We start from the raw sequence: 23666 nt of genomic DNA on the forward strand, positions 1-23666 counted from the left end.
ATCTTTTGTCTCGCAAGTGCCCACACAGATTGTCTGTTTCTTCTTTTTAAAGAGCTAACAGCGTTTAATTAACTCAACATTTCGTTGTTTTACTTCGCTGTCTCAAGGGTTGCGTATACTACGCCAACCTTTTTTATTCGTCAAGATCTTTTTTTAAAATTTTTGACCTTGTTCACTAACCTTATTCGCCGCCTGCTTTATGCTGACTGCGTGCCAGTGGGTGCGCATTATAGGGATTTAAAAAAATCATGCAAGTATTAATTTCAATTTTCTTTCTGTTTGTTTCTTATTTATTCAAATGCTTTAATTATGCGGACAAAATAAAGATTATTATCCTTTGCAAAATTATATATTTTTTAAAAAAAGCCCTTAAAAAATACAAATGAAAATATGAATGGAAATAATTTAACGAATACTACCAATAAGATATTGTGATTTATTTTTAAAAATCCATTTTATAATATTAGCAATAATAACACTTAAAACTAAAGTAGATATCAAAAAAACTACTGCGCCTAATGATGCTACCCCTCCATTATCCGTTTTGATTACATTGTTTAGTGGGGACACATATAATAGCCGTTCAAGTTCAAACACAATAATTTCATGAATAAAATAAATAGGAAAACTAATATTTGCCATATAAGACAAAAACTTATAAGCTCGCCCATCATTAATTTTATGATTCAATTTATCTAAAAAGTAAAGAGCTAATATAAATAGAACAATTTTTTGTAATGTATCGTAATAAAGTTTTTCAACAATTAAGTGATCCATATAACGATAAGCAAATGGAATCCAAAAACATAAACAAAAAAGGAACATGACCAAAAATAAATTACTTTTTACGGATTTCATAATAATTTGATAATTTTGTTTTATCATCATACCCGTTAAATAGACAGGACCATAATGCAATAAATTTAAAAGAGGTCGCGTGAAATCAGGTTTAGTAAACATAACTACCCAAAACATAGAAACCAAACCAGTTATAATTAAACTCTTTTTTGATAAAGAATATAATAAGGGAGCCATTAAATAAATAATGATAATCATCGGTATAAACCATAATGGCAATAGCTGTGTCCCTGTCAACATCATTTTAGTTATTACACTAATTATGCTATTTTCATTTGACGAATACCAAGGTAAACTAGATAAATATTGATAATGATAAAATATAAAACAGAAAATTGATATTGAAATATAAGGACATACAACTGTCTTAAATTTTGATAAATAATATGTTTTAGTATCAAATTTATATGTTAGATGTTGAAATAAAAAACCGGCAATTAATACAAAAAACGTCGTGAAATTAAATGCAAATAAATTCAAAAAAGAAAATAGATAACTGTTAGCAATTAAGTTAGTATTTTTAAACACACCTAAGCAGTGGCTGAAAACAATCATAATAATTGCAACACCACGTAAAACATGAATCGAATGAATCTTTTGCTGTTTTTCTGTTACCATTTTGAAGATTGTGAATCAATAAAAACACATTAATGTACATTATCACATATTCGTGTAGTTAGAACTATCATTTATTAAAAATAAAAATCCAAACAAATACTGGTGTCATATATAACGATAAGTCAATAGATAAAAACTCAATTTAGTTATTTTACCAATCTATTAACAGCAAACGAACAAATAGGAATAATATCTCGTTCTTCTTGCTGTAATCGTTTTACTACGATATCTAATAAATTATCAGCAATTCCTTGTCCTCGATAGGCTGGATCAACATAAGTATGATTAATCGTAGCTTTATCTTTTCCTAACCTTGTAAACGTCATTTCAGCTATTTTTTTATGATTTTCATTACAAACATAAAAACGGTCATTAGCCTCTAAAAAATGTAGCGACATAAAACTACCTATATATCATAATAGTTAATTTATTATAGTCATATCATTCTTGATAAATTCCAAAATTGTTTTATTTTGAATCTAATATCGACATCGACTAATTTTAATAATATTAAAAAATAGGCGGCTATTGTTAACATTTCATTACCAACAACTCACCTATAATAAAACAATTAAATCTTTATCAATTCAGATTATGATTTAATCACAATTAATATTTAAAATAATCGTTTAGCAGTATTGTATAGTTCCATATCAAACGAACGCTTCATGTTATTGATAGCTTCGATGATATCGTGGTGCACTAATTTACCATTTTGTACACCAACACTTCTACCAGCATGACCTTCAAGTAATAATTGAACAGCATAAGCCCCCATGCGTGACCCTAAAATGCGATCATAAGGCACTGGTGAACCACCTCGTTGAACATGGCCTAAAATTGTTGCACGTGTTTCGTGATGAACTGCAGCTTCAATGTCAGCGGCTAGTTTATTTACATCACACATATGCTCTGTAACTGCTACAATCGCATGTTTCTTACCTTTTGCAAAGCCAAGTTTAATTTCTTCGATTAAATCTTCTTTAGTATAAGAAACCTCAGGAATAATCATAAACTCACAACCACCAGCAATAGCAGCATTTAAAGTTAAATCACCACAATCTCGCCCCATAATCTCAATAACTGATATACGATTGTGCGAAGAACAAGTATCACGTAATCTATCAATTGCTTCAACAGCCGTACTAAGTGCAGTAAAATAACCAATAGTATAATCGGTACCACGGATATCATTATCAATAGTCCCTGGTAAGCCGATACATGGAAAACCTTCTTCAGTTAACCTCATTGCCCCCATATATGAACCATCACCACCGATAACTACTAAAGCATCAATTTCATGTTTTTTCAAATTATCGATAGCTTTTTGTCTTACAGTTTTATCTTTAAACTCTGGAAATCTAGCTGAGCCAAGAAATGTACCACCACGGGTAATGATATCAGATACACTTGAACGCTCTAGTCTAACGATACGATCTTCACAAAGCCCCATATAGCCATCATAAACACCAAAAACATCCAACCCTTCTGTTAAGGCAGTTCTTACCACCCCCCTAATAGCAGCATTCATTCCTGGAGCATCGCCACCACTTGTTAAAATACCTATTTTTTTTATCATATAAAATAACTCCAAATTATTAACCTTTAGTTATTATAGAACCTTAACAGATATCTAACAATAAAAGATTAGTTGCTATTTTGATGATTTTTTACGCTACATCATTTCGGTTGGAACAACAGAAATTGGATCCTGATGAATAATGACGGTTGCAGGTGAAAACTGTGTTGAAATTCGTTTTTCAATAGAATCAGCAATAGCATGAGCTTTAATTAAAGGCATATTATCATCAAGTTCAATATGCAATTGGATGAATTTAACGGGGCCTGACTGCCTAGTTTTTAAATCATGAAAGCCATAAACCTCTGGATACTGACTAATAATTTCTGCAATCAATATATTATCACTTTCAGGTAATGCTCTATCAAGCAAATCTTGAATAGAATTATAGGCAATACGATAAGCATTATAACAAATATATAAAGCAATAAAGAATGCAAATGTTGCATCAGCATAGGTAATACCATACCAACTAAAACAAAGAGCAACTATAACAGCAATATTTAGTAATAGATCAGAAGAGTAATGTAACATATCAGCTTGAATAGCATTACTTTTAGTGATGTTAATAACACGCCTTTGGTATAAAACAAGGATAAATGTAATTACAGCAGAAATTGTCGAAATAGTTATTCCTAATAAAGGAATCTGTAGTGGACTTGGGTGCATAAAAGATCGAATACTAGAAAATAATAAAATTATCGCAGAACCAATAATAAACGCACTCTGTAATAATGCCGCTAAGGATTCGGCTTTACCATGACCAAAGGTATGATCATCATCCGCGGGTTTTAATGCATAACGGACTAAAAAATAATTAAAACCAGAGGAAATCAAATCGATGCTTGAATCCAACAATGAAGCAAGTAAACTTATAGAACCTGTTAACCAACAAGTAATAAATTTAATTAAAATTAGAAAAATGGAAATTAAAACAGCACTTAACGTTGCTCTTTTAACTAATTTTTCATACAAATGTGAATTTGACATTTAGTACCTATTTATTGATAGGTTTCAATCCCCGATGGAAGAACGAGCTGTGAAGCAACCTCAGCAGCCTTTGCTCGTCCTAGCAGCACTTCAATAATTTTTAAAGCAAAATCAATAGAAGTCGCGGGTCCTTGGCTAGTAAGGACCTTATTCTGTTCATCAAAATAAACTCTATCAGCTTTCCAATTTTTAAATGCCTCTTTAGTAGTTGGATAACCAGTCATATTAGCATTAGGGAATAAATTGTGATGTTGTAGAACAATGGCAGGTGAAGCACAGATTGCTGCAACAATACCACTAGTTTGATGTATTTGTTTTAATTTTTCAATCAACAATGGGCAATCACGAAAATTTTCAGCGCCTTTCAAACCGCCAGGTAAAATAACAACTTTAAAATCAACATGTTGAATATCTGAAAGTGTTTTTTTAGCTAAAATTTTTACTCCCCGAGAACATTCAACTTCACGAGAGCTTGATATACTAGCTGTAGTAACATTAATACCAGCTCGAGTTAATAAATCGATTGTTGTTACCGCCTCTATTTCTTCGCAGCCATCTGATAAAAATACCAATGCTTGCTTTGTCATTACCACGTTCCTTTTAAACAAACAACCCAATCATTTTTAGTTTAATGAAGTCTATTTTATTCTTTCAATATTAGCACCTAAATTCCTTAATTTTGCCTCAATATTGTCATAACCACGATCAATATGATAAATACGATCAACAGTCGTTAAACCTTCAGCAATACAACCAGCTAAAACTAAACTTGCTGATGCACGCAAATCCGTTGCCATGACTTGTGTACCACTTAGCGTTTCAACACCATGCGTAATTAAGGTATTGCCTTCAATTTCTGCCTTAGCACCCATCCGAATTAACTCTGGCACATGCATAAATCGATTTTCAAAAATTGTTTCTTTAATAATTCCTGTACCTTCAGCAACCATATTCAATAATGAAAATTGAGCTTGCATATCAGTAGGGAATCCAGGGTGCGGAGCCGTATGAATATTGACAGCTTTTGCTCTTTTTCCTTGCATATCTAAACAAACCCAATCTTCGCCGACTTCAATTTTAGCTCCTGCTTCCTTTAATTTTGAAAGCACAGCATCGAGCAAAGTTGGATCAGTTTTTCGACAAGTGATTTTACCTTTAGATATAGCCGCAGCAACTAAAAAAGTCCCCGTTTCAATACGATCAGAAACAATCTCATGAATACCACCACCTAAACGCTCAACCCCTTCAATCTCAATACGCATTGTACCTGCACCTGTAATTTTAGCGCCTAGCATATTTAAAAATTTAGCTGTATCAACAATTTCAGGTTCACAAGCTGCGTTTTCGATTACAGTTTTACCCTCAGCTAAAGTTGCAGCAGACATAATGGTAACGGTAGCACCAACACTGACTTTATCCATCACAATATGAGCACCTTTAAGCCGCCCATTTACCGTTGCTTTAACATACCCTTCATTTAGTGTAATTGTCGCACCTAATTGCTCAAGACCAGTAATATGAAGATCAACAGGTCTTGCACCAATAGCACAGCCACCAGGTAATGAAACTTGCCCTTGCCCAAAACGAGCAACAAGTGGACCTAAAGCCCAAATTGAAGCTCGCATGGTTTTAACTAGCTCATAAGGTGCACAATAGTTATTAAGTTGACTTGCATCAAGGTGAATAAAAACATTTTTTTCACATTTTACGCCTAACTGGCTTAGCAATTCTAATGTTGTGTCAATATCTTTCAACTTGGGAACATTTCGAAGCTCTACGGGTTTTTCGGCCAAAATTGCAGCAAATAAAATTGGTAGCGCAGCATTTTTTGCGCCAGAAATAACCACTTCGCCATTTAGTGCAGTTGAACCTGTTACATGAAACTTTTCCATTATTAACTCTTATAAATTATTATGCTTGATAAATTGTCGAATATTATAGAAGTTATTTATCAATAGATAAATGAATTTCATGAAAAAATAGCAATATGGTTTTCCACTAAAACCAAATAAAAACCAACATAATCAGGTACTGTCAGAAATTATTTCTTATTTTCTAATTCTATAATAATTACTCTCAATCAATGATTGACTCAGACAAATTAGCGCCTTATATTTAAATATACTAAATTTTAAATATAATTTACGCTACGTGATTAAACTATAAATTTTTTATATTTCATCACAATGAGATAATTTTCACTCAAGAGAAATAATATGTTTGATTCACTCTCTAAAGCAGGAAAATACCTTGGTCAAGCAGCCAAGCTAATGATTGGTATTCCTGATTATGATAATTATGTTCAACATATGAAGCTTACTCACCCTGAAAAAACACCTATGTCTTATGAAGAATTTTTTAAAGAGCGACAAGAAGCTAAATATAGCGGCAAAGGTGGATTCAAATGTTGCTAATACTTAAGAGATCATAAATGACAGATTCAACACCGATTTCATTATTACCTGTAACCTTATTAACTGGATTTCTTGGTTCTGGAAAAACAACACTCATTAATTATTTACTAAAAAATAACCATAACGAAAAAGTAATTATTATTGAAAATGAATTTGGTCCTGTAAACATTGATAGCAATTTATTAAACATCAGCACTGATACTCAAATCATAGAAATGACTAATGGCTGTATTTGTTGTACAGTACAAGGAGAATTAACAGAATCTCTACATAAATTACTATTAAAACGTTCAACGGGTGAATTACAATTTGATCGGTTGATTATTGAAACAACTGGACTTGCAGATCCTGCACCTATTATTCAAACCTTTTTTGTCGATAATTTACTTCGTGAAAAAATTCAACTTGATGCTGTTATTACGCTTGTTGATGCTCAACATATTTTAAAACACCTTAATGAACACCGCGTAGCTCTTTCACAAATTGGTTTTGCAGACCGTATTATTTTAACTAAAACCGACTGTGTTAATGATGAACAAAAATTTGAAATAATTAACCGAATCCATAAAATCAACCATAAAGCGACTATCTTTGAAACAATAAAAGGACAAATACCTAAATCTAAATGGCTTGATATAAAAGCATTTGAATTAAGTGATGAACTCACAATAAATCAAGGTTTTTTTGTTATAAACCCGACCCAAAAGCTTGAAGTTGGATTTAGATCATTGCCATTACAAAAACAAACGTCATCCTGGAATGATAATATTTGTTCTTATCTTTTTGAAGCAGGTGAACTCGATTTAAAAAAAATAGGTTCCTTTATGGAAAGCTTAGTTGAACGATATGGCAACGACATGTTACGCTACAAAGGAGTTTTAGCTATTAAGGGCAATGACCAACGCTTAATCGTGCAAGGTATACATAAAGTCGTAGGATTTGATTATGGATCCCCTTGGAAAACGCCAGAAGAGAGAATATCTAGATTGGTAATAATTAGCCGATCATTACCATTTAATGAGTTAAATCAAGAATTTTTAAAGACATCATCAAACTAATAATAAAAGTTAACCTCTAGAAAAGTAAATTTGTATTTTTTATAAACCATGGTTACATGGTTGATAGTCATAAATAAACTTCATATCTAATAGCCACATCTAATATAATTTGCTAACATAGAGCACTTTTAAAAGTGATAAACTAATAATACAATAACATGGATTACGATATCGCAATCATAGGTCTTGGACCTGCTGGTAGTACACTAGCTCGTTTACTTAGCCCTTCTTTTAAAGTCATCGCGTTAGATAAAAAACACGAAGTAGGAAATGAAGGTTTTCATAAACCTTGTGGTGGATTATTGGCCAATGATGCACAAAAAGCTTTTATTAGACAAAAATTAAACTTACCAAAAGATATCTTAACTGATCCACAAATTTTTAGTGTCAAAACCATAGATTTACAAACCAAAATTGTTCGTAATTATCAAAGAAGTTACGTTAGTTTCGATCGGCATAAATTTGATCTTTGGTTAAAATCATTGATACCCGCCACGGTTACCGTTCTACATAATACACTTTGCAAAGAAGTTAGACGTATTATTGATGGCTATCAAATCACCTATATCGATAAAAATAAGACCGAACACAATATTACAACCCAATACGTCGTTGGTGCTGATGGCGCCAATTCTCTCGTCAGACGAATGCGATACCCTAACCATACAATAAGGCAATATGTAGCCATACAACAATGGTTTACAGAGCAACACCCAGATCCATTTTATTCATGTATATTCGATAATAAATCCACAAATTGTTATGCTTGGAGTATTTCAAAAGATGGTTATTTCATCTTTGGTGGAGCCTTCCCAAAAAAATTAGCGAATCAAAATTTTGAAAAATTAAAAGAAAAATTATCAACTCAAGGATTTATTTTTGGGGAATCTATCAAAACAGAAAAATGTTTAGCTGTTTATCCAAATCGGTTCCGTGATTTCTATACAGGTAACGAAAATATCTTTCTGATTGGTGAAGCTGCTGGCTTTATTAGCGCAAGTTCTTTAGAAGGGATAAGCTATGCGCTAGATAGCGCTGAAATTTTGAGTAAAATTTTAAATAGTGGCAAACCAAATCCAAATAAACGTTACTATCAAAATACAATCCCACTACGTTTAAAACTTTATAGTAAAATTGTTAAAGCAAAAATATTAACTACACCACTATGGCGCAAGTTAATTATGAAAAGCAAAATCCAACATACTAAACAAATTGAGTAAAATTATAATGGCCATTTTAAACAATAAACTTACTCCAATAATAGCAATGAAATATAAAGGGAATATAAATTATGTTTGATGTAAACGATTTAATTCGTTTTAATCACGAATGGTCAGAAAAAATAGAACAAGAAGATCCAGAATTTTTTAAGCAACTTGCTATTGAACAAAATCCTAAATTTCTATGGATCGGTTGTTCGGATAGTCGTGTTTCAGCAGAAAAACTTATTAAGTTAAAGCCTGGTGAATTATTTGTACATCGTAACGTTGGCAATCTTGTAATTCACACTGACTTAAACTGCTTATCAGTTGTGCAATATGCTGTAGATGTACTTAAAATTGAAGATATTATTGTTTGTGGTCATTTAGGCTGCGGTGGAATTCGGGATGCAGTTGAAAACCCTGATTTAGGGTTAATTAATAACTGGCTACTACATATTCGTGATCTATGGTTTCGAAACAGCTCACTGCTAGGTGAATTCCCGCCAGAGATCCGTTTAGATGTTTTATGTGAGCTTAATGTAATTGAACAAGTTTACAACCTTGGGCACTCAACAATTATTCAATCTGCATGGCAACGAGGTCAAAAAGTTAACCTACATGGTTGGGTATATGGTATTGATAATGGAAAAATTACAGATTTACATATTACTTCATCAAGTAGCGAAAATTTAGAAATTAATTATCGTGAAGCAATTTCCTACCTGCTAAATCTTCATAAATCGCAATAATAACTTTATACTTTTATTTAAAATGGTAAATAACTTGGTTGCTGCTTCCTCTCCATAATAGCTTTGGATCAGCAAGTTCTTCAACAAATTTACCATCAATTAGCACATCAATATAGGAAATAACGGCTTGCTGCTCCTCGGTTAATTCATCTAATTTATACCCAGTCCAAAGCCAGATATCTTTGTTATCACACTCAAACTTAACACGTTGAACCAGCTTTAATATTGCTGGTACATTTTTAGGATGCAACGGATCACCACCAGAAAGCGATAATCCTTGACGCTTTATTTCAGTATCTTGTAAATCTTTAATGATTTGATCTTCAAGTGATTGTGTAAAAGGCAATCCAGAATCGAGGGGCCATGTACTCTTATTATAGCAACCACGGCATTGATGAACACAACCTGCAACAAAAAGAGTACATCGAGTCCCCTCACCATTTACAACATCAACTGAATAATAGCGATGATAATTCATAACCTATTAATTATTATCCAATTTGACCATTATCTAAATGTTTAACTCGGCGTTTAACTTCTTCTTGTTTTCCTGCATTAAATGGACGTGCATCAGGACTACCTAAGTATCCGCAAACACGACGGGTAACAGAGACTTTTGATGAATCATGGTTACCACAACTTGGACAAACAAAGCCTTTGCTGGTACAGGAAAATTCACCGGTATAACCACATTCATAGCATTCATCAATCGGTGTATTAGTGCCATAATAAGGAACACGACTATAACTATAATCCCAAACATCCTCTAATGCTTTAACATTATTGATCATATTTGGATATTCGCCGTAACAAATAAATCCACCATTTGCAACTGGAGGATAAGATTTTTCAAATTCGATTTTTTCGTACGGATTAACCTTTTTCTCAACATCAAGATGAAAACTGTTTGTATAATAACCTTTGTCTGTAACACCTGAAATAACACCAAATTCAGCCGTATCAAGCCGACAAAATCGATCACATAAATTTTCACTTGGTGTACTATATAAACTAAAACCGTAACCAGTTTCTTCCTTCCATTGATCCACCGCTTTACGTAAACGATTAACAATAGTTATCCCTTTTTCACGTAATTCATTACTATCAAATGGATGTATTTGATTCCCGTAAAGTGCATTTAATGTTTCATGAAGACCGATATAACCTAAAGAAATCGACGCGCGCCCATTTTTGAAAATTTCAGAAACACTATCATCTTCATTCAGTCTAACACCACAGGCACCTTCCATATATAAAATAGGTGCAACACGTGCTTTTACATCATCAAGTCGAGCAATACGTGTCATTAATGCTTTTTTACAAAGATCTAAACGCTTATCTAAAATTTCCCAAAAACGCCTTTCATCACCTTTGGCTTCAATAGCTATACGAGGTAAATTTAGACTAATTACGCCTAAATTATTACGTCCATCATGAATTAATTGCCCATCTTCTTCATAAACGCCTAAAAAGCTTCGGCAACCCATTGGGGTTTTAAATGAGCCAGTTACTTCAACAACTTTATCGTAATTCAAAATATCTGGGTACATACGTTTACTTGCACATTCAAGTGCAAGCTGCTTAATATCATAATTTACATCACCTTGTTTATGATTAATACCATCTTTGATGGCAAATACCAGTTTTGGGAAAACCGCTGTTTTATGATTTTTACCTAAACCTTTAATACGAACTTTTAAAATTGACTCTTGAATTAAACGTGATTCCCAACTGGTTCCTAAACCAAAACCAAAAGTAACAAACGGAGTTTGTCCATTAGCAGTGTGTAAGGTATTTACTTCATATTCAAGCGATTGAAATGCATCATAACACTCTTTTTCTGTACGGCTTTGAGCATAAGCATCTGGATTTGGAATACTCCACTCTTCAGCTACTTGCTTATGTTTATTGTAACTGATAGTAACAAATTTAGATAAAATTTCATCAATACGATTAATAGTCGTACCACCATAAATATGGCTTGCTACTTGAGCAATAATTTGCGCGGTAACAGCTGTTGCGGTTGCGATTGACTTCGGTGGCTCAATTTCAGCATTCCCCATTTTAAAACCATTAGTTAGCATGCCATCTAAATCAATTAGCATACAGTTAAACATTGGAAAAAATGGTGCATAATCTAAGTCATGATAATGTATTTCACCACAGTCATGAGCACGAGAAATATCTTTAGGTAATAAATACTGCTTTGCATAATGCCTTGCCACAATGCCGGCTAGTAAATCACGTTGAGTAGGTATCACTTTACTATCTTTATTGGCATTTTCATTCAAAATAGCAACATTACTTTGCTCAATTAGTCCTCGAATATCTTGATTTAACCTACTACCTTGTTCACGAGCACGATCACGATCATGACGATACTCAATATAAGTTCTTGCCAATTTTTTATAAGGGCCTGACATCAACTGATTTTCAACTGCATTCTGAATTTCGTTGATATCAACACTTTCGCGTTCACTCATTTGTTTAGTAACAACACTGGCAACCTTTGCACAATAATCAGGGTCATGAACATTCGCTGCAACAGCTGCTTTGATAATCGCATCTTTGATTCGAGCCTCATTAAATGCAGTTTGACAGCCATCACGTTTAATTACTACAGGCATATATACTCCTCAACATCCATTAATATTTAGCACTTGCCATAGGTTTTATATCAACATTCATATTCGTTGTTTTTATTCATTTCTTATCAGGTCATAAGTTATTATGACAAAAAACCGAGTTTGCACATTGCTTAATTACTACTATATATAGTAAACAGGTGTGAATTATACACCATATATAGTGTTTTTCTAGATTTTTTAATAAATGAAATTACTTGACAAACTTAAAGCCAATAATGACAAGCATTTATGAAATATTGAAAAATAAAAAGTGCAAAATAAATTTGCACTTTTATATACAAAAATGAGATTACAACTCAAAATACTATGATTCAGTATTTAACCAATCAGTATGGAACACACCCTCTTTATCAATACGTTGATAAGTATGTGCGCCAAAATAATCTCGCTGCGCTTGAATTAAATTAGCTGGTAATACTTCTGAACGATAGCTATCATAATAAGCAATTGCCGCTGAAAGTGTCGGAACAGCAATACCTTGTTGCACGGCTAAAGACACGACATCACGTAATGATTGTTGGTACGCTTCGACCGTTTTATTAAAATAAGGAGCTAACAATAAATTATCGATCTCGTTATTTTCGGCATAAGCGTCAGTAATTTTTTGTAAAAATTGCGCCCGAATAATACAACCTGCTCTAAAAATTTTGGCAATTTCGCCATAATTTAAATCCCATTGATACTTATGAGATGCAGCTTTTAACTGTGCAAAACCTTGAGCATACGAAATGATTTTCCCCATATAAAGCGCTTTACGGACTTTTTCTATAAGTTCATTCTTATCGCCACTGTAAGACTCTTTTTTAGGACCTTTCAACACTTTTGATGCAGCAACTCGCTGATCTTTAATTGCGGATAAATAACGAGCAAATACAGACTCAGTGATTAATGACAAAGGTTCACCCAAATCTAAAGCACTTTGGCTAGTCCATTTACCTGTACCTTTATTGCCTGCAGCATCTAAAATAACATCAATTAAATAATTACCATTTTCATCCTTATGCTTAAAGATATCAGCTGTAATTTCAATCAAATAACTATCTAGTTCGCCTTTATTCCAATCAGCAAACACATCAGCAAGTTCATCATTAGTTAAGCCAACCGCATGTTTTAATACCGAATAGCTTTCTGCTATCAGTTGCATATCACCATACTCAATACCGTTATGTGCCATTTTTACATAATGGCCGGCGCCATTAGGACCTATATAAGCAACACAAGGCTCGCCATTAGCTTTAGCGGCTATTTTTTCTAATATAGGAGCAACTAATTCATAAGCCTCTTTTTGCCCACCAGGCATAATTGATGGCCCTTTTAACGCTCCCTCTTCACCACCAGAAACGCCTGTTCCAATAAAATTAAATCCTTCTGCTGATAATGTTTTGTTACGACGAATTGTATCTTCAAAATAAGCATTCCCACCATCGATGATAATATCGCCTTTATCTAAAAGTGGACGCAACTCATCAATTACAGCATCGGTACCTTTACCAGCTTGCACCATAATAAGAATACGGCGAGGCTTCTCTAAAGAATTAACGAAATCTTCGATCGTAAAGTAAGGAACCAATTGCTTATCAGAATGTTCAGCCATAACTTGTTCAGTTTTATCTTTAGAACGATTATAAATAGCAACAGAAAACCCACGACTTTCAATATTGAGCGCAAGATTTCGCCCCATAACTGCCATTCCAATAACACCGATTTGTTGTTTTGACATGATTTGGCTCCTTTATTAAACCTTTATAACCTTAACCATAAGGTTTTTAAAAACATCTAAAACTTAATTAAGTTTTATAAACTACACTATATTTTTACATAAAAAAAACCGTATCAGAATACAATACGGCTCTTTTTCATTACTTTAATGATATTTATTATCAATTGAATAAATCATGACCGTTTCATCATTTCGAAAAACTCATCATTGGTTTTAGTCATGGCAAGTTTGTCGATCAAAAATTCCATTGCATCAGTCTCACCCATTGGGTTAAGAATTTTGCGTAAGATCCACATTTTTTGTAGTTCATCTGGCGAAGTCATTAAATCTTCTTTACGTGTACCTGAACGATTAAAGTCAATTGCAGGAAACACACGGCGTTCAGCAATTTTACGCGATAAATGAACTTCCATATTACCCGTACCTTTAAACTCTTCGTAGATAACTTCATCCATTTTAGAACCAGTATCAATCAATGCGGTTGCAATAATAGTTAAACTACCACCTTCTTCGACATTACGAGCAGCACCAAAAAAACGTTTTGGACGGTGTAACGCATTTGCATCCACACCACCGGTTAATACTTTACCTGATGAAGGAACAACTGTATTGTATGCTCGCGCCAAACGTGTGATCGAGTCTAATAAAATAATCACATCTTTTTTATGTTCAACTAAACGTTTTGCACGTTCAATAACCATTTCAGCGACTTGAACGTGTCTTGCTGCTGGTTCATCAAATGTTGACGCTACCACTTCACCTTTAACTAGACGTTGCATTTCGGTAACTTCTTCTGGACGTTCATCAATCATCAATACGACTAATTCACATTCAGGATGATTAACAGCCAAACTTTGTGCAATATTTTGCAAAAGCATTGTTTTACCTGCTTTAGGCGGAGCAACAATCAAACCACGTTGCCCTTTACCAATTGGGGATGCTAAATCAAGTACTCTTGCAGTGATATCTTCTGTTGAACCGTTACCTCGTTCCATACGTAAACGGGAATTGGGGTGGAGTGGAGTTAAGTTTTCAAAAAGGATCTTATTGCGGGCATTTTCAGGTTTATCGTGATTAACTTCATTGACTTTTAACAAAGCAAAATAACGTTCACCTTCTTTTGGTGGGCGAATCTTACCTGCAATGGTATCACCAGTCCTTAAATTAAACCGTCGAATCTGGCTTGGTGACACATAAATATCATCAGGTCCAGCTAAATAAGAGCTGTCTGCTGAACGTAAAAATCCAAATCCATCTTGCAAAATTTCGAGTACACCATCGCCAAAAATATCTTCACCACTTTTAGCATGTTGTTTTAAGATTGCAAAAATGATGTCTTGTTTTCTAAGACGGGCAAGATTTTCAAGGCCCATTTGTTTTTCACCAAGCGTGACAAGCTCAGAGACAGAAGTGTTTTTTAATTCAGTTAAATTCATAATTTTAAAAATTCTTGAGGATAAAATTGATATGTTTGCAATTAATATTCTTTTTGTCTATTTGTTTCATTTACTTATAAAAATCTCCTTCCCTTACAACGCATAAATTCAATCGATTGCTAAGCTTTTGGTGATAATTGAAGATCTGAATATAGAATTTCATCACTTTACCAATAAAAACAATGAATTTTAGAAAGGAATATTTGTAAGAGGCTAGCAATTTACACTAAAAACATTAGCATGTCTATATTTAATTAAACCAAACACTTTATCCTGATGAATAAAACCCAAAAAATAAAGCAAAGAGCAATGAATAACTCACCACTCTCTTAACTATGTTTATTAAATACCAGTTTATTAAATACCAGCTTATTAAATATAAGATATTTATTATAATTGAGGATCGATAAAGTTTTTAAGTTGAGCCTTAGATAACGCACCCACTTGAGTTGCAACAACTTCCCCATTTTTAAAAATCAATAAAGTAGGAATACCTCGAATACCAAATTTAGGCGCTACATTAGCGTTTTCCTCAACATTTAATTTAGCAACAATAATTTTATCATCATATTCTTGAGCGATTTCTTCCAAAATCGGAGCAACCATTTTACAAGGTCCACACCATGGAGCCCAAAAATCAACAAGCACAGGTTTTGTTGATTCACTAATTGTTTTATCAAATGTAGCTTCTGACAACTGAACGATATTATTACTCATTTTATTCTCCAACATATTTCAAATTTTATTCAATAATAGATTACTTCACTTTCCTCTGCTAGTAATTAGTATAATAGGATATAATTATTAGTGATGTCACTGTGTTTAGTATGTTATAATGCCGTAATTCTGATAATTATATTCGCAACCACAATGATTCAATCATATCTTACCAAAACAACTTTTAGCCAATTTCCTCTTCATCCTTTAGTGTTAAAAGCACTTGAGAAAAATGAATTTGTTTATTGTACTCCTATTCAAGAAAAGACATTACCGCTAACCTCTAAAGGAATAGATATTGCTGGGCAAGGGCAAACAGGAACGGGCAAAACCATGGCGTTTTTGGCATCAACATTTAATTACTTGTTGAATCATGAACCGTTACCTGATCACCAAACTAATCAACCAAGAGCTATCATTATTGCCCCAACACGCGAATTAGTTGTGCAAATATACCATGACGCTGAACGTTTATCAGAAGAAACAGGGCTTAAACTGGGTCTTGCTTTTGGTGGTGATGGCTATGATAAGCAATTAAAAATGCTCTCTACTGGCGTCGATATTTTAATTGCAACAACGGGAAGGTTAATTGATTATGCAAAACAAAATTACATTAATCTAGAAGCAATTCAAGTTGTAGTCTTAGACGAAGCAGATCGTATGTTTGATTTAGGATTTATCCGCGATATCCGTTGGATTTTCAAACATATGACGCCTCCACAAAAAAGACTAACTATGTTGTTTTCTGCAACGTTAACCCATAATGTGCGCGAATTAGCTTTTGAATATATGAACAACCCAGAATATGTAGAAGTTGAGCCAGAACAAAAAATTGGTCACCGCATAAAAGAAGAACTATTTTTCCCATCGAATGAAGATAAATTAGCTCTTTTACAGACCCTTATTGAAGAAGAGTGGCCTGACCGTTGTATTGTATTTGCTAACACCAAAGTCACTTGTGAAAAAATTTGGCGACACCTTATTGCCGATGGACACCGTGTTGGACTACTAACTGGCGACATTGCTCAGAAAAAACGACTTTCTATTTTAGAGCAATTTACACAAGGTAATCTTGACATCTTAGTTGCCACCGACGTCGCGGCACGAGGATTACATATACCTAACGTTACTCACGTCTTCAATTATGATCTGCCGGATGATTGCGATGATTATCGACATCGAATTGGACGAACCGGACGTGCTGGCGCAGATGGTTACTCAATTTCACTAGCTTGCGAACGTTATTCACAAAATTTACCTGCAATTGAAAAAGCAATTGAGCATACTATTCCAGTTAGCCAGTATGATCCTTCTGCGCTATTGGTTGATCTACCAACTCCAAAGCCTTTCAGACGCCCACCGCGAAGAAAACCAACAAACTAGTTAATTAAATAATAATAGCAATTAAAAGCTATCTGAAAATGCAATAAATAATAGTTACTCTTGAGTACCATTATCAGATAGCGAATACACGTTAATCGGTACTACACACAAAAGTTATTTTTTATGCGAATTATTATCAACTTGATTTACAAAACATTGATATTCAAGTTCAATTTCTTTTTTAGTTTCGTTAGATAATGTAGCAACATGAAATTTATGTAACGAACTATATAAAGCAAACAGTATATTAATTGAAATCGTCTCTTTTTTTTGTTTTATTTTATAATATGCATTTAAATAACCTACTTCTTGTAGTGTTTTAACATCCTTGATTCCGACACTGCACAATAATCTTTCCAATGACAAAGTCATATTTGGCAACTCTTTTATTCGTTTTGCTTTAATTTCACTTTTTTCATATTGCTCTTTTTTCGTATACTCAATCACCATTTTTACCATAGCAAGTAACTTTTCATGATCCTTAAAAAGCGCATCACCAACTCTATAGTAATCAAGTAATTTAGTTGACATACCCATTGTTATGCTTAACGGCTGCATACCTAAATCAACAAAAAGTGAACGATAATCGGAATGACCTCTTAAATAAAAGTTTTTTTGGGTAATCCAGCCAAACATGATATCTTCACTATTAACGCTAAATCCACCAAAAAATGTTTTAATTGAAATATCTTTAACATCAGAAAGCTCTGTTAAAATTCGATTTGCAAATGTTGAACACATAATCAATTTCCATTTTTAACTTTATTAAGCAACCAAAATAACTTACTAATTAATCTAAATTATAGTTGTTTTATATTCAAACAATTTCTAAATAAATTCAGAATTATGCGATCTATCTTCCATATATAGAGATTAAATGCATTATTACTTGATAAATTATATTTTTATGAAATTAAATTAACTTTTGTAAAAAACACCCTCAAACTAACAGCAAATCTTAACAATTTTTAACAATACTTAAAAAGAAAAACCGCATTAACATTGTTATTATGTTGTAATAATTATACAATCGGAAGCATTTAACTCAATGGTACTTAATTTTTGTCAAATCCAATCAAAATGATAAAAAAATTTATTGCTCTATTTGTTATATTTTACTCTTTTACTGCATCTGCCGATACATTACCGTTAATTAACTCATTAATACAATGTACCCCTGATTTTTTTAAAGTTGTTTACACCAATAAAGAAGATTTAGAAAAACACACAAGCATTAAAATTTTTGAAAAAAACCAAGCTTATATATCCGTTGAAAATCGCTCCAATGCAGACAAAAACTATGTCTATTTCAAAACGCCAATAACTTACAAAGACCTAACAATCACAGGTTATTATGATAGTGCTATGGATCTTGGCAAAATAGGGAAATATTATTTTTGGGGATTTATCATCGACAATGATATTAATCAAATAAAAGAAACATTAAACGGAGTAGATTGGAAAAATATGGAAGACAACCTTCTTTATATTGGAAATCCAATGATTCGCAGTATTAATGACGACATTCAAGTTTGGCATAAAAATACCGGTACGGTTGTTGGTGTCAAAACCATTCCAGCACCGGATACGACCGAAAAGCTATTATTACTTGAAAAAGGACCAAATATGAACCTTCTTGTTTGTTCTATTCAAGGTATTGTAACACCAGCATTATTAAAACAAGAACGACCAGATATTCAATAATATTAATTTAAATCGCCGATTCATCCATTTCGCCGGTACGAATACGGATCACTTGCTCAACATTATAAACAAAAATCTTACCATCACCGATTTTACCAGTTTGTGCTGTTTTCATAATAGTTTCAATACACATTTCTAAAATATCGTCAGGTACAATAAGTTCAATTTTTACTTTTGGTAAAAAATCAACCATATATTCGGCACCTCGATAAAGCTCAGTATGCCCTTTTTGACGCCCAAAGCCTTTAACTTCGGTAACTGTCATACCGGTAATACCTTGTTCGGCAAGTGCTTCGCGAATATCATCTAATTTGAATGGCTTGATGATTGCTTCAATTTTTTTCATATCTAGTTTCCTTTAATTCAAGATTACCAATTTTTAAATCCAAAAGCTGAAGTAATAGGATATCGTCGACCTTTACCAAAATTACGAGCTGTAATTTTAGGACCAATTGCAGATTGACGACGTTTATACTCATTGATATCAACCAACTTAATAACCCGCCTTATTGTCACTTCATCATAACCTTGTGCAACAAGTTGTTCAATGGAAAGATCAAGTTCAACATACCCTTTCAAAATGCCATCTAAAACATCATATGGCGGTAAACTGTCTTCATCTTTCTGATCGGGTGCTAGCTCTGCTGAAGGTGGCCGAGTGATTACCCGTTCAGGAATCACATAAGAACGCGTATTTCGATATTTTGATAATGCAAATACCATAGTTTTAGGCACATCTTTAAGCACATCAAAACCACCTGCCATATCGCCATAAAGCGTTGCATAACCGACTGACATTTCGCTTTTATTCCCAGTTGTCAGTACCAGTCTTCGACGTTTGTTGGAGAGTGCCATTAAAACCACACCTCGACAGCGTGCTTGCAAGTTTTCCTCTGTGGTATCTTTTGCAGAGCCTAAAAACAGCGGAGTTAACGATGACATAAACGCATCAAACATCGACTCAATAGAAACAATATCAAATTCGACCCCTAATATTTCTGCTTCTTCCTTAGCGTCAGCAATACTTATATCAGCAGTATAACGAAACGGCATCATCACAGCTTGCACTTTATCTTTACCTAAAGCATCGACAGCAATTGCTAGTGTTAGAGCAGAATCAATTCCGCCTGAAAGACCTAAAACAGCACCTTCAAAGCCATTTTTAGTAATATAATCTCGCGTTGCTAGCACTAACGCATCATAGACTGAAGCTAAAATAGCTTCTTCTAATTTTGGTTTTGGGGTTATTACATTATGAGCTTTTGTAAAATCTAAAATAGCTATATCTTCTTGAAATGCTTGAAGTTGACAAATAACCTCACCTTGTTTATTACAAGCAAAAGAACACCCATCAAAAACCAACTCATCTTGCCCCCCAATTTGGTTGACATAAACAATGGGTAAACTTGTGCGTTTGGCATGGTATTTAACCAAATCATATCGTTGTTGCTGTTTTTCATAATCATAAGGCGAAGCATTAATTGCAACTACAAAATCAGCTTGAGCACGTTTAATATCATCAATTGGCTGGTTTTGCCAAAGATCTTCACAAATTAACAAACCAATCTTTTGACCTTTAAAGTTCACAACACACGTTTGGTTACCTGCAGTAAAATAACGCTTCTCATCAAAGACATCATAATTAGGTAGTAACTGTTTATGATAGCAAGCTAACAATTTGCCATCACAAAAAAACGACAGTGCATTATAAAGTTGCTCATCTTGCCAATGTGGATGTCCAACAATAACTGCACAATGCTTACTGGCTTGCTCAATTAAAGCTAAAGCCTTTTGACAACGATCTTTAAAATCAGTGCGATAAACTAAATCTTCAGGGGGATAACCACACAAAGCAAGTTCTGAAAAAATAAGAAGATCATCGGATGAGTGGTGGCGAGTCAGTTCAATTATCTGCTTAGCGTTACCTTCTATATCGCCCAAGCGCCAATTTTTCTGTACTAAAACAATAGACATATAAAATTCAATATCACAAATCAAAATTGTTGATAAGTTTAAATGATTCTAAGTTGCACTGCCACTGTTTTATCGCTAACATGCAACAATAAATCAGCTTAGACTTGTCTGGAAATTAATATGCAAAAAATATTAAATGTGGCGTTAACAAAACGTAGTTATCCGATCGCAATTGGTGAAAATCTCATTACTGAATTCGAACATTTTAAACTTCAAACAGGTCAACGCGTACTCATCGCAACAAATGAAACGATCGCCCCACTTTATTTGCAGACAGTGATTAATATGCTTGAAAAGCAAGGTGTAAAGACGGATTCTGTCGTTGTTCCCGATGGTGAACAGTATAAAACCATGGAAACATGGAACACCATTCTTACGGCTCTACTTACTAATAACCATACTCGTAGCTCAATTCTTATTGCTCTTGGTGGAGGCGTCATCGGGGATGTTGCTGGATTTGCTGCCTCGGCTTACCAACGTGGAATTAAATTTATTCAAGTACCAACCACGCTACTTTCCCAAGTTGACTCATCGGTTGGCGGTAAAACAGCAATTAATCATCCGCTTGGTAAAAATATGATTGGAGCCTTTTACCAACCTCAAGCGGTGGTTATTGACCTCAACTGCTTAAAAACCTTACCACAAAGAGAACTGTCAGCAGGACTTGCCGAAGTCATAAAATATGGCATTATTTTAGATACTGAATTCTTCAATTGGTTAGAACAGCATATTGAAGATTTACTCAACCTAGACAGTAATGCGCTTAGTTACTGTATTTATCGCTGTTGCGAACTAAAAGCAAAAGTGGTTGCTGCCGACGAAACAGAACAAAACATGCGTGCGATTTTAAATCTTGGTCACACTTATGGTCATGCCATAGAAGCAGAGTTAGGCTATGGAAACTGGCTACATGGCGAAGCTGTCAGTGTGGGAATGTTAATGGCTGCTCAAACTGCCAAATTACTCGGTAAACTAACACAAGCAGATCTTGATCGAATCAAAAACTTGCTAATACGTGCTAAACTACCTGTTAACAGACCAGAAAAAATGCCGATTGAATCTTACCTTCCACACATGTTACGAGACAAAAAAGTACTATCTGGACAATTACGACTCGTTGTACCCACTAAAATTGGGCATGTTGAGGTGATGGATGGCATTGATAAAAGTATCGTATTAGCGTCTATTGCTAACGTTTAATATTCACCATAATCCCAAGTATACTAGCCATCAATAAACCACTTTATTATCGTTAAGCTAAGGCAACCTAGCTTAACGATAAGCGCCTCAAAATAAAACACGGATGCAATCAAAACACATAAACTTCCACATCATTAAAATGTAAATTTAAATTTACAACAAACACCTAAATAACAACAAACCTAATGAAAGCTGATTAATAATTGAAAATTTGATTTACTATCATGTAATTTTGTGTTTACATTATACACGTTTATGTAATTAATATTTTACATATAAAATAATAAAATGATTTTAACAAGGAAAGCAAAAATGTTAAAAGATACACTAAATAATATCCGAATTAGAGATGAACACATGCTAGTTACCCCCGAAGAGATAAAAAAACTTTATCCGCTATCTCATGAACTTGAAAACCAAATTGCTTCATCAAGACAAACCATTGTCGATATTTTAGAACGCCGAGATCACCGTTTACTAATTGTTTGTGGTCCTTGCTCTATTCACGATCCTATTGCGGCGATTGAATATGCCCATAAATTAAAAAAACTATCAGACGAAGTCAAAGACCACCTATTTATTGTTATGCGCGTTTACTTCGAAAAACCACGCACAACTGTCGGCTGGAAAGGCATGATTAACGACCCTCACATGGATAGTTCATTTGACATTGAACACGGACTTAAAAAAGCACGTAAATTATTACTCGACATCACCAAAATTGGATTACCAATTGCAACAGAAGCATTAGATCCAAACACGCCACAATATATTGGTGATTTAATCAGTTGGGCAGCCATTGGCGCAAGAACCACTGAATCGCAAACACATAGAGAAATGGCATCAGGCCTATCAATGCCAGTCGGCTTTAAAAATGGCACCGATGGCAGTTTAGATGTTGCTATTAACGCCATGAAATCAGCATCAATGGCGCATCGCTTTGTGGGCATCAACCAACAAGGACAAGTAACTGTTTTACAAACTTTAGGCAACCCACACGGACATGTTATTTTGCGTGGTGGAAAAACACCTAACTACGATGCACAAAGCGTATCATTATGTGAAGAGCAAATGCAAAAAGCAGGATTATTACCTAACTTAATGATTGACTGTAGCCACGCAAACTCCAATAAAGATTACCGTAATCAACCAATTGTTGCCGACTCAATTATTAAGCAAATCGAAAAAGGTAATAATTCGATTATTGGAGTGATGATTGAAAGTAACTTATTTGAAGGCAATCAATCGTCTGAACAACCACAAGAAAACTTCAAATATGGCGTATCAGTAACGGATGCTTGTATCAATTGGGAAACAACCGAACAGCTACTACAAAAAATGAATAGCCAATTAGCAAACCCACTTACTCAAAGAAAACCGCAATCAGCTAAAGCTTAAACAGCCTCAACGCTGATA

At 33.9% G+C, this 23666-nt stretch carries 22 protein-coding genes; 8 read left to right on the plus strand and 14 right to left on the minus strand.

Annotation, left to right across the window (positions count from 1 at the left end):
* Nucleotides 1-405 precede the first annotated feature (405 nt).
* The 6 genes from GQ596_RS05835 to murA all read right to left on the minus strand — a co-directional run bounded on the left by GQ596_RS05835 (nucleotide 406) and on the right by murA (nucleotide 5937).
* Complete coding sequence (locus GQ596_RS05835) at nucleotides 406-1476, minus strand: acyltransferase (protein WP_160400749.1); 1071 nt, start codon at nucleotides 1474-1476, stop codon at nucleotides 406-408.
* Between the two features lie 146 nt (nucleotides 1477-1622).
* Complete coding sequence (locus GQ596_RS05840; RefSeq protein ID WP_160400750.1) at nucleotides 1623-1874, minus strand: GNAT family N-acetyltransferase; 252 nt, start codon at nucleotides 1872-1874, stop codon at nucleotides 1623-1625.
* A 218-nt stretch (nucleotides 1875-2092) separates the two neighbouring features.
* Complete coding sequence (pfkA, locus tag GQ596_RS05845) at nucleotides 2093-3055, minus strand: 6-phosphofructokinase (protein WP_160400751.1); 963 nt, start codon at nucleotides 3053-3055, stop codon at nucleotides 2093-2095.
* 96 nt (nucleotides 3056-3151) lie between these two features.
* Nucleotides 3152-4045, minus strand: coding sequence for a cation diffusion facilitator family transporter (locus tag GQ596_RS05850; protein WP_160400752.1), 894 nt, complete (start codon nucleotides 4043-4045; stop codon nucleotides 3152-3154).
* An 11-nt stretch (nucleotides 4046-4056) separates the two neighbouring features.
* Nucleotides 4057-4632, minus strand: a complete 576-nt coding sequence (gene yajL, locus GQ596_RS05855) for a protein deglycase YajL (protein ID WP_160400753.1) — start codon at nucleotides 4630-4632, stop codon at nucleotides 4057-4059.
* 51 nt (nucleotides 4633-4683) lie between these two features.
* Nucleotides 4684-5937: a UDP-N-acetylglucosamine 1-carboxyvinyltransferase gene (murA, locus tag GQ596_RS05860; RefSeq protein ID WP_160400754.1), complete on the minus strand. Its 1254-nt coding sequence runs from the start codon at nucleotides 5935-5937 to the stop codon at nucleotides 4684-4686.
* Between the two features lie 324 nt (nucleotides 5938-6261).
* On the opposite strand from murA, the gene GQ596_RS05865 reads away from it, so the two are divergent.
* From GQ596_RS05865 to can, 4 genes are all read left to right on the plus strand, one after another.
* Complete coding sequence (locus tag GQ596_RS05865) at nucleotides 6262-6459, plus strand: YbdD/YjiX family protein (protein ID WP_160400755.1); 198 nt, start codon at nucleotides 6262-6264, stop codon at nucleotides 6457-6459.
* A gap of 17 nt (nucleotides 6460-6476) precedes the next feature.
* Nucleotides 6477-7517 carry a GTP-binding protein gene (locus GQ596_RS05870; protein WP_160400756.1) on the plus strand — a complete coding sequence of 347 codons (1041 nt, stop codon included), beginning with the start codon at nucleotides 6477-6479 and terminating at the stop codon, nucleotides 7515-7517.
* Nucleotides 7518-7675: 158 nt separating this feature from the next.
* Entirely contained in the window at nucleotides 7676-8737 is a 1062-nt protein-coding gene (locus tag GQ596_RS05875) for an FAD-binding protein (RefSeq protein ID WP_160400757.1), read from the plus strand.
* 71 nt (nucleotides 8738-8808) lie between these two features.
* Nucleotides 8809-9468 (plus strand): carbonate dehydratase, encoded by a 660-nt coding sequence (can, locus tag GQ596_RS05880; RefSeq protein WP_160400758.1) that lies wholly within the window; start codon nucleotides 8809-8811, stop codon nucleotides 9466-9468.
* 13 nt (nucleotides 9469-9481) lie between these two features.
* Here can and nrdG read toward each other — a convergent pair whose 3' ends face one another.
* The 5 genes from nrdG to trxA all read right to left on the minus strand — a co-directional run bounded on the left by nrdG (nucleotide 9482) and on the right by trxA (nucleotide 15989).
* Nucleotides 9482-9946, minus strand: coding sequence for an anaerobic ribonucleoside-triphosphate reductase-activating protein (gene nrdG / locus GQ596_RS05885; protein ID WP_160400759.1), 465 nt, complete (start codon nucleotides 9944-9946; stop codon nucleotides 9482-9484).
* A gap of 13 nt (nucleotides 9947-9959) precedes the next feature.
* Nucleotides 9960-12095, minus strand: a complete 2136-nt coding sequence (gene nrdD / locus GQ596_RS05890) for an anaerobic ribonucleoside-triphosphate reductase (RefSeq protein ID WP_160400760.1) — start codon at nucleotides 12093-12095, stop codon at nucleotides 9960-9962.
* Between the two features lie 325 nt (nucleotides 12096-12420).
* On the minus strand, nucleotides 12421-13836 hold the full coding sequence (gene gndA / locus GQ596_RS05895; protein WP_160400761.1) for an NADP-dependent phosphogluconate dehydrogenase: 1416 nt from the start codon (nucleotides 13834-13836) through the stop codon (nucleotides 12421-12423).
* Between the two features lie 173 nt (nucleotides 13837-14009).
* Nucleotides 14010-15272 (minus strand): transcription termination factor Rho, encoded by a 1263-nt coding sequence (gene rho / locus GQ596_RS05900; RefSeq protein ID WP_160400762.1) that lies wholly within the window; start codon nucleotides 15270-15272, stop codon nucleotides 14010-14012.
* Nucleotides 15273-15662: 390 nt separating this feature from the next.
* The gene (gene trxA / locus GQ596_RS05905) at nucleotides 15663-15989 is read right to left on the minus strand and encodes a thioredoxin TrxA (protein WP_160400763.1); all 327 of its coding nucleotides are present in this window, start codon (nucleotides 15987-15989) and stop codon (nucleotides 15663-15665) included.
* A 153-nt stretch (nucleotides 15990-16142) separates the two neighbouring features.
* On the opposite strand from trxA, the gene rhlB reads away from it, so the two are divergent.
* Nucleotides 16143-17372, plus strand: coding sequence for an ATP-dependent RNA helicase RhlB (gene rhlB / locus GQ596_RS05910; protein ID WP_160400764.1), 1230 nt, complete (start codon nucleotides 16143-16145; stop codon nucleotides 17370-17372).
* Between the two features lie 114 nt (nucleotides 17373-17486).
* On the opposite strand, the gene GQ596_RS05915 is transcribed toward rhlB, so the two are convergent.
* Complete coding sequence (locus tag GQ596_RS05915; RefSeq protein ID WP_160400765.1) at nucleotides 17487-18113, minus strand: TfoX/Sxy family DNA transformation protein; 627 nt, start codon at nucleotides 18111-18113, stop codon at nucleotides 17487-17489.
* A gap of 321 nt (nucleotides 18114-18434) precedes the next feature.
* Here GQ596_RS05915 and GQ596_RS05920 point away from each other — a divergent pair, with 321 nt between their 5' ends.
* Nucleotides 18435-19076: a hypothetical protein gene (locus GQ596_RS05920; protein WP_160400766.1), complete on the plus strand. Its 642-nt coding sequence runs from the start codon at nucleotides 18435-18437 to the stop codon at nucleotides 19074-19076.
* 7 nt (nucleotides 19077-19083) lie between these two features.
* Here the strand turns inward: GQ596_RS05920 and glnB are convergent, their stop codons facing one another.
* Entirely contained in the window at nucleotides 19084-19422 is a 339-nt protein-coding gene (gene glnB, locus GQ596_RS05925; protein WP_160400767.1) for a nitrogen regulatory protein P-II, read from the minus strand.
* Nucleotides 19423-19445: 23 nt separating this feature from the next.
* The gene (locus GQ596_RS05930; RefSeq protein ID WP_202113754.1) at nucleotides 19446-21050 is read right to left on the minus strand and encodes an NAD+ synthase; all 1605 of its coding nucleotides are present in this window, start codon (nucleotides 21048-21050) and stop codon (nucleotides 19446-19448) included.
* Nucleotides 21051-21170: 120 nt separating this feature from the next.
* Between GQ596_RS05930 and aroB the strand changes: the two genes are divergently transcribed.
* On the plus strand, nucleotides 21171-22250 hold the full coding sequence (gene aroB / locus GQ596_RS05935) for a 3-dehydroquinate synthase (RefSeq protein WP_160400768.1): 1080 nt from the start codon (nucleotides 21171-21173) through the stop codon (nucleotides 22248-22250).
* A gap of 312 nt (nucleotides 22251-22562) precedes the next feature.
* Complete coding sequence (locus GQ596_RS05940) at nucleotides 22563-23648, plus strand: 3-deoxy-7-phosphoheptulonate synthase (RefSeq protein ID WP_160400769.1); 1086 nt, start codon at nucleotides 22563-22565, stop codon at nucleotides 23646-23648.
* Nucleotides 23649-23666 lie beyond the last annotated feature (18 nt).

The organism is Gilliamella sp. Pra-s60, assembly GCF_009795755.1.
GTDB lineage: Bacteria > Pseudomonadota > Gammaproteobacteria > Enterobacterales > Orbaceae > Gilliamella.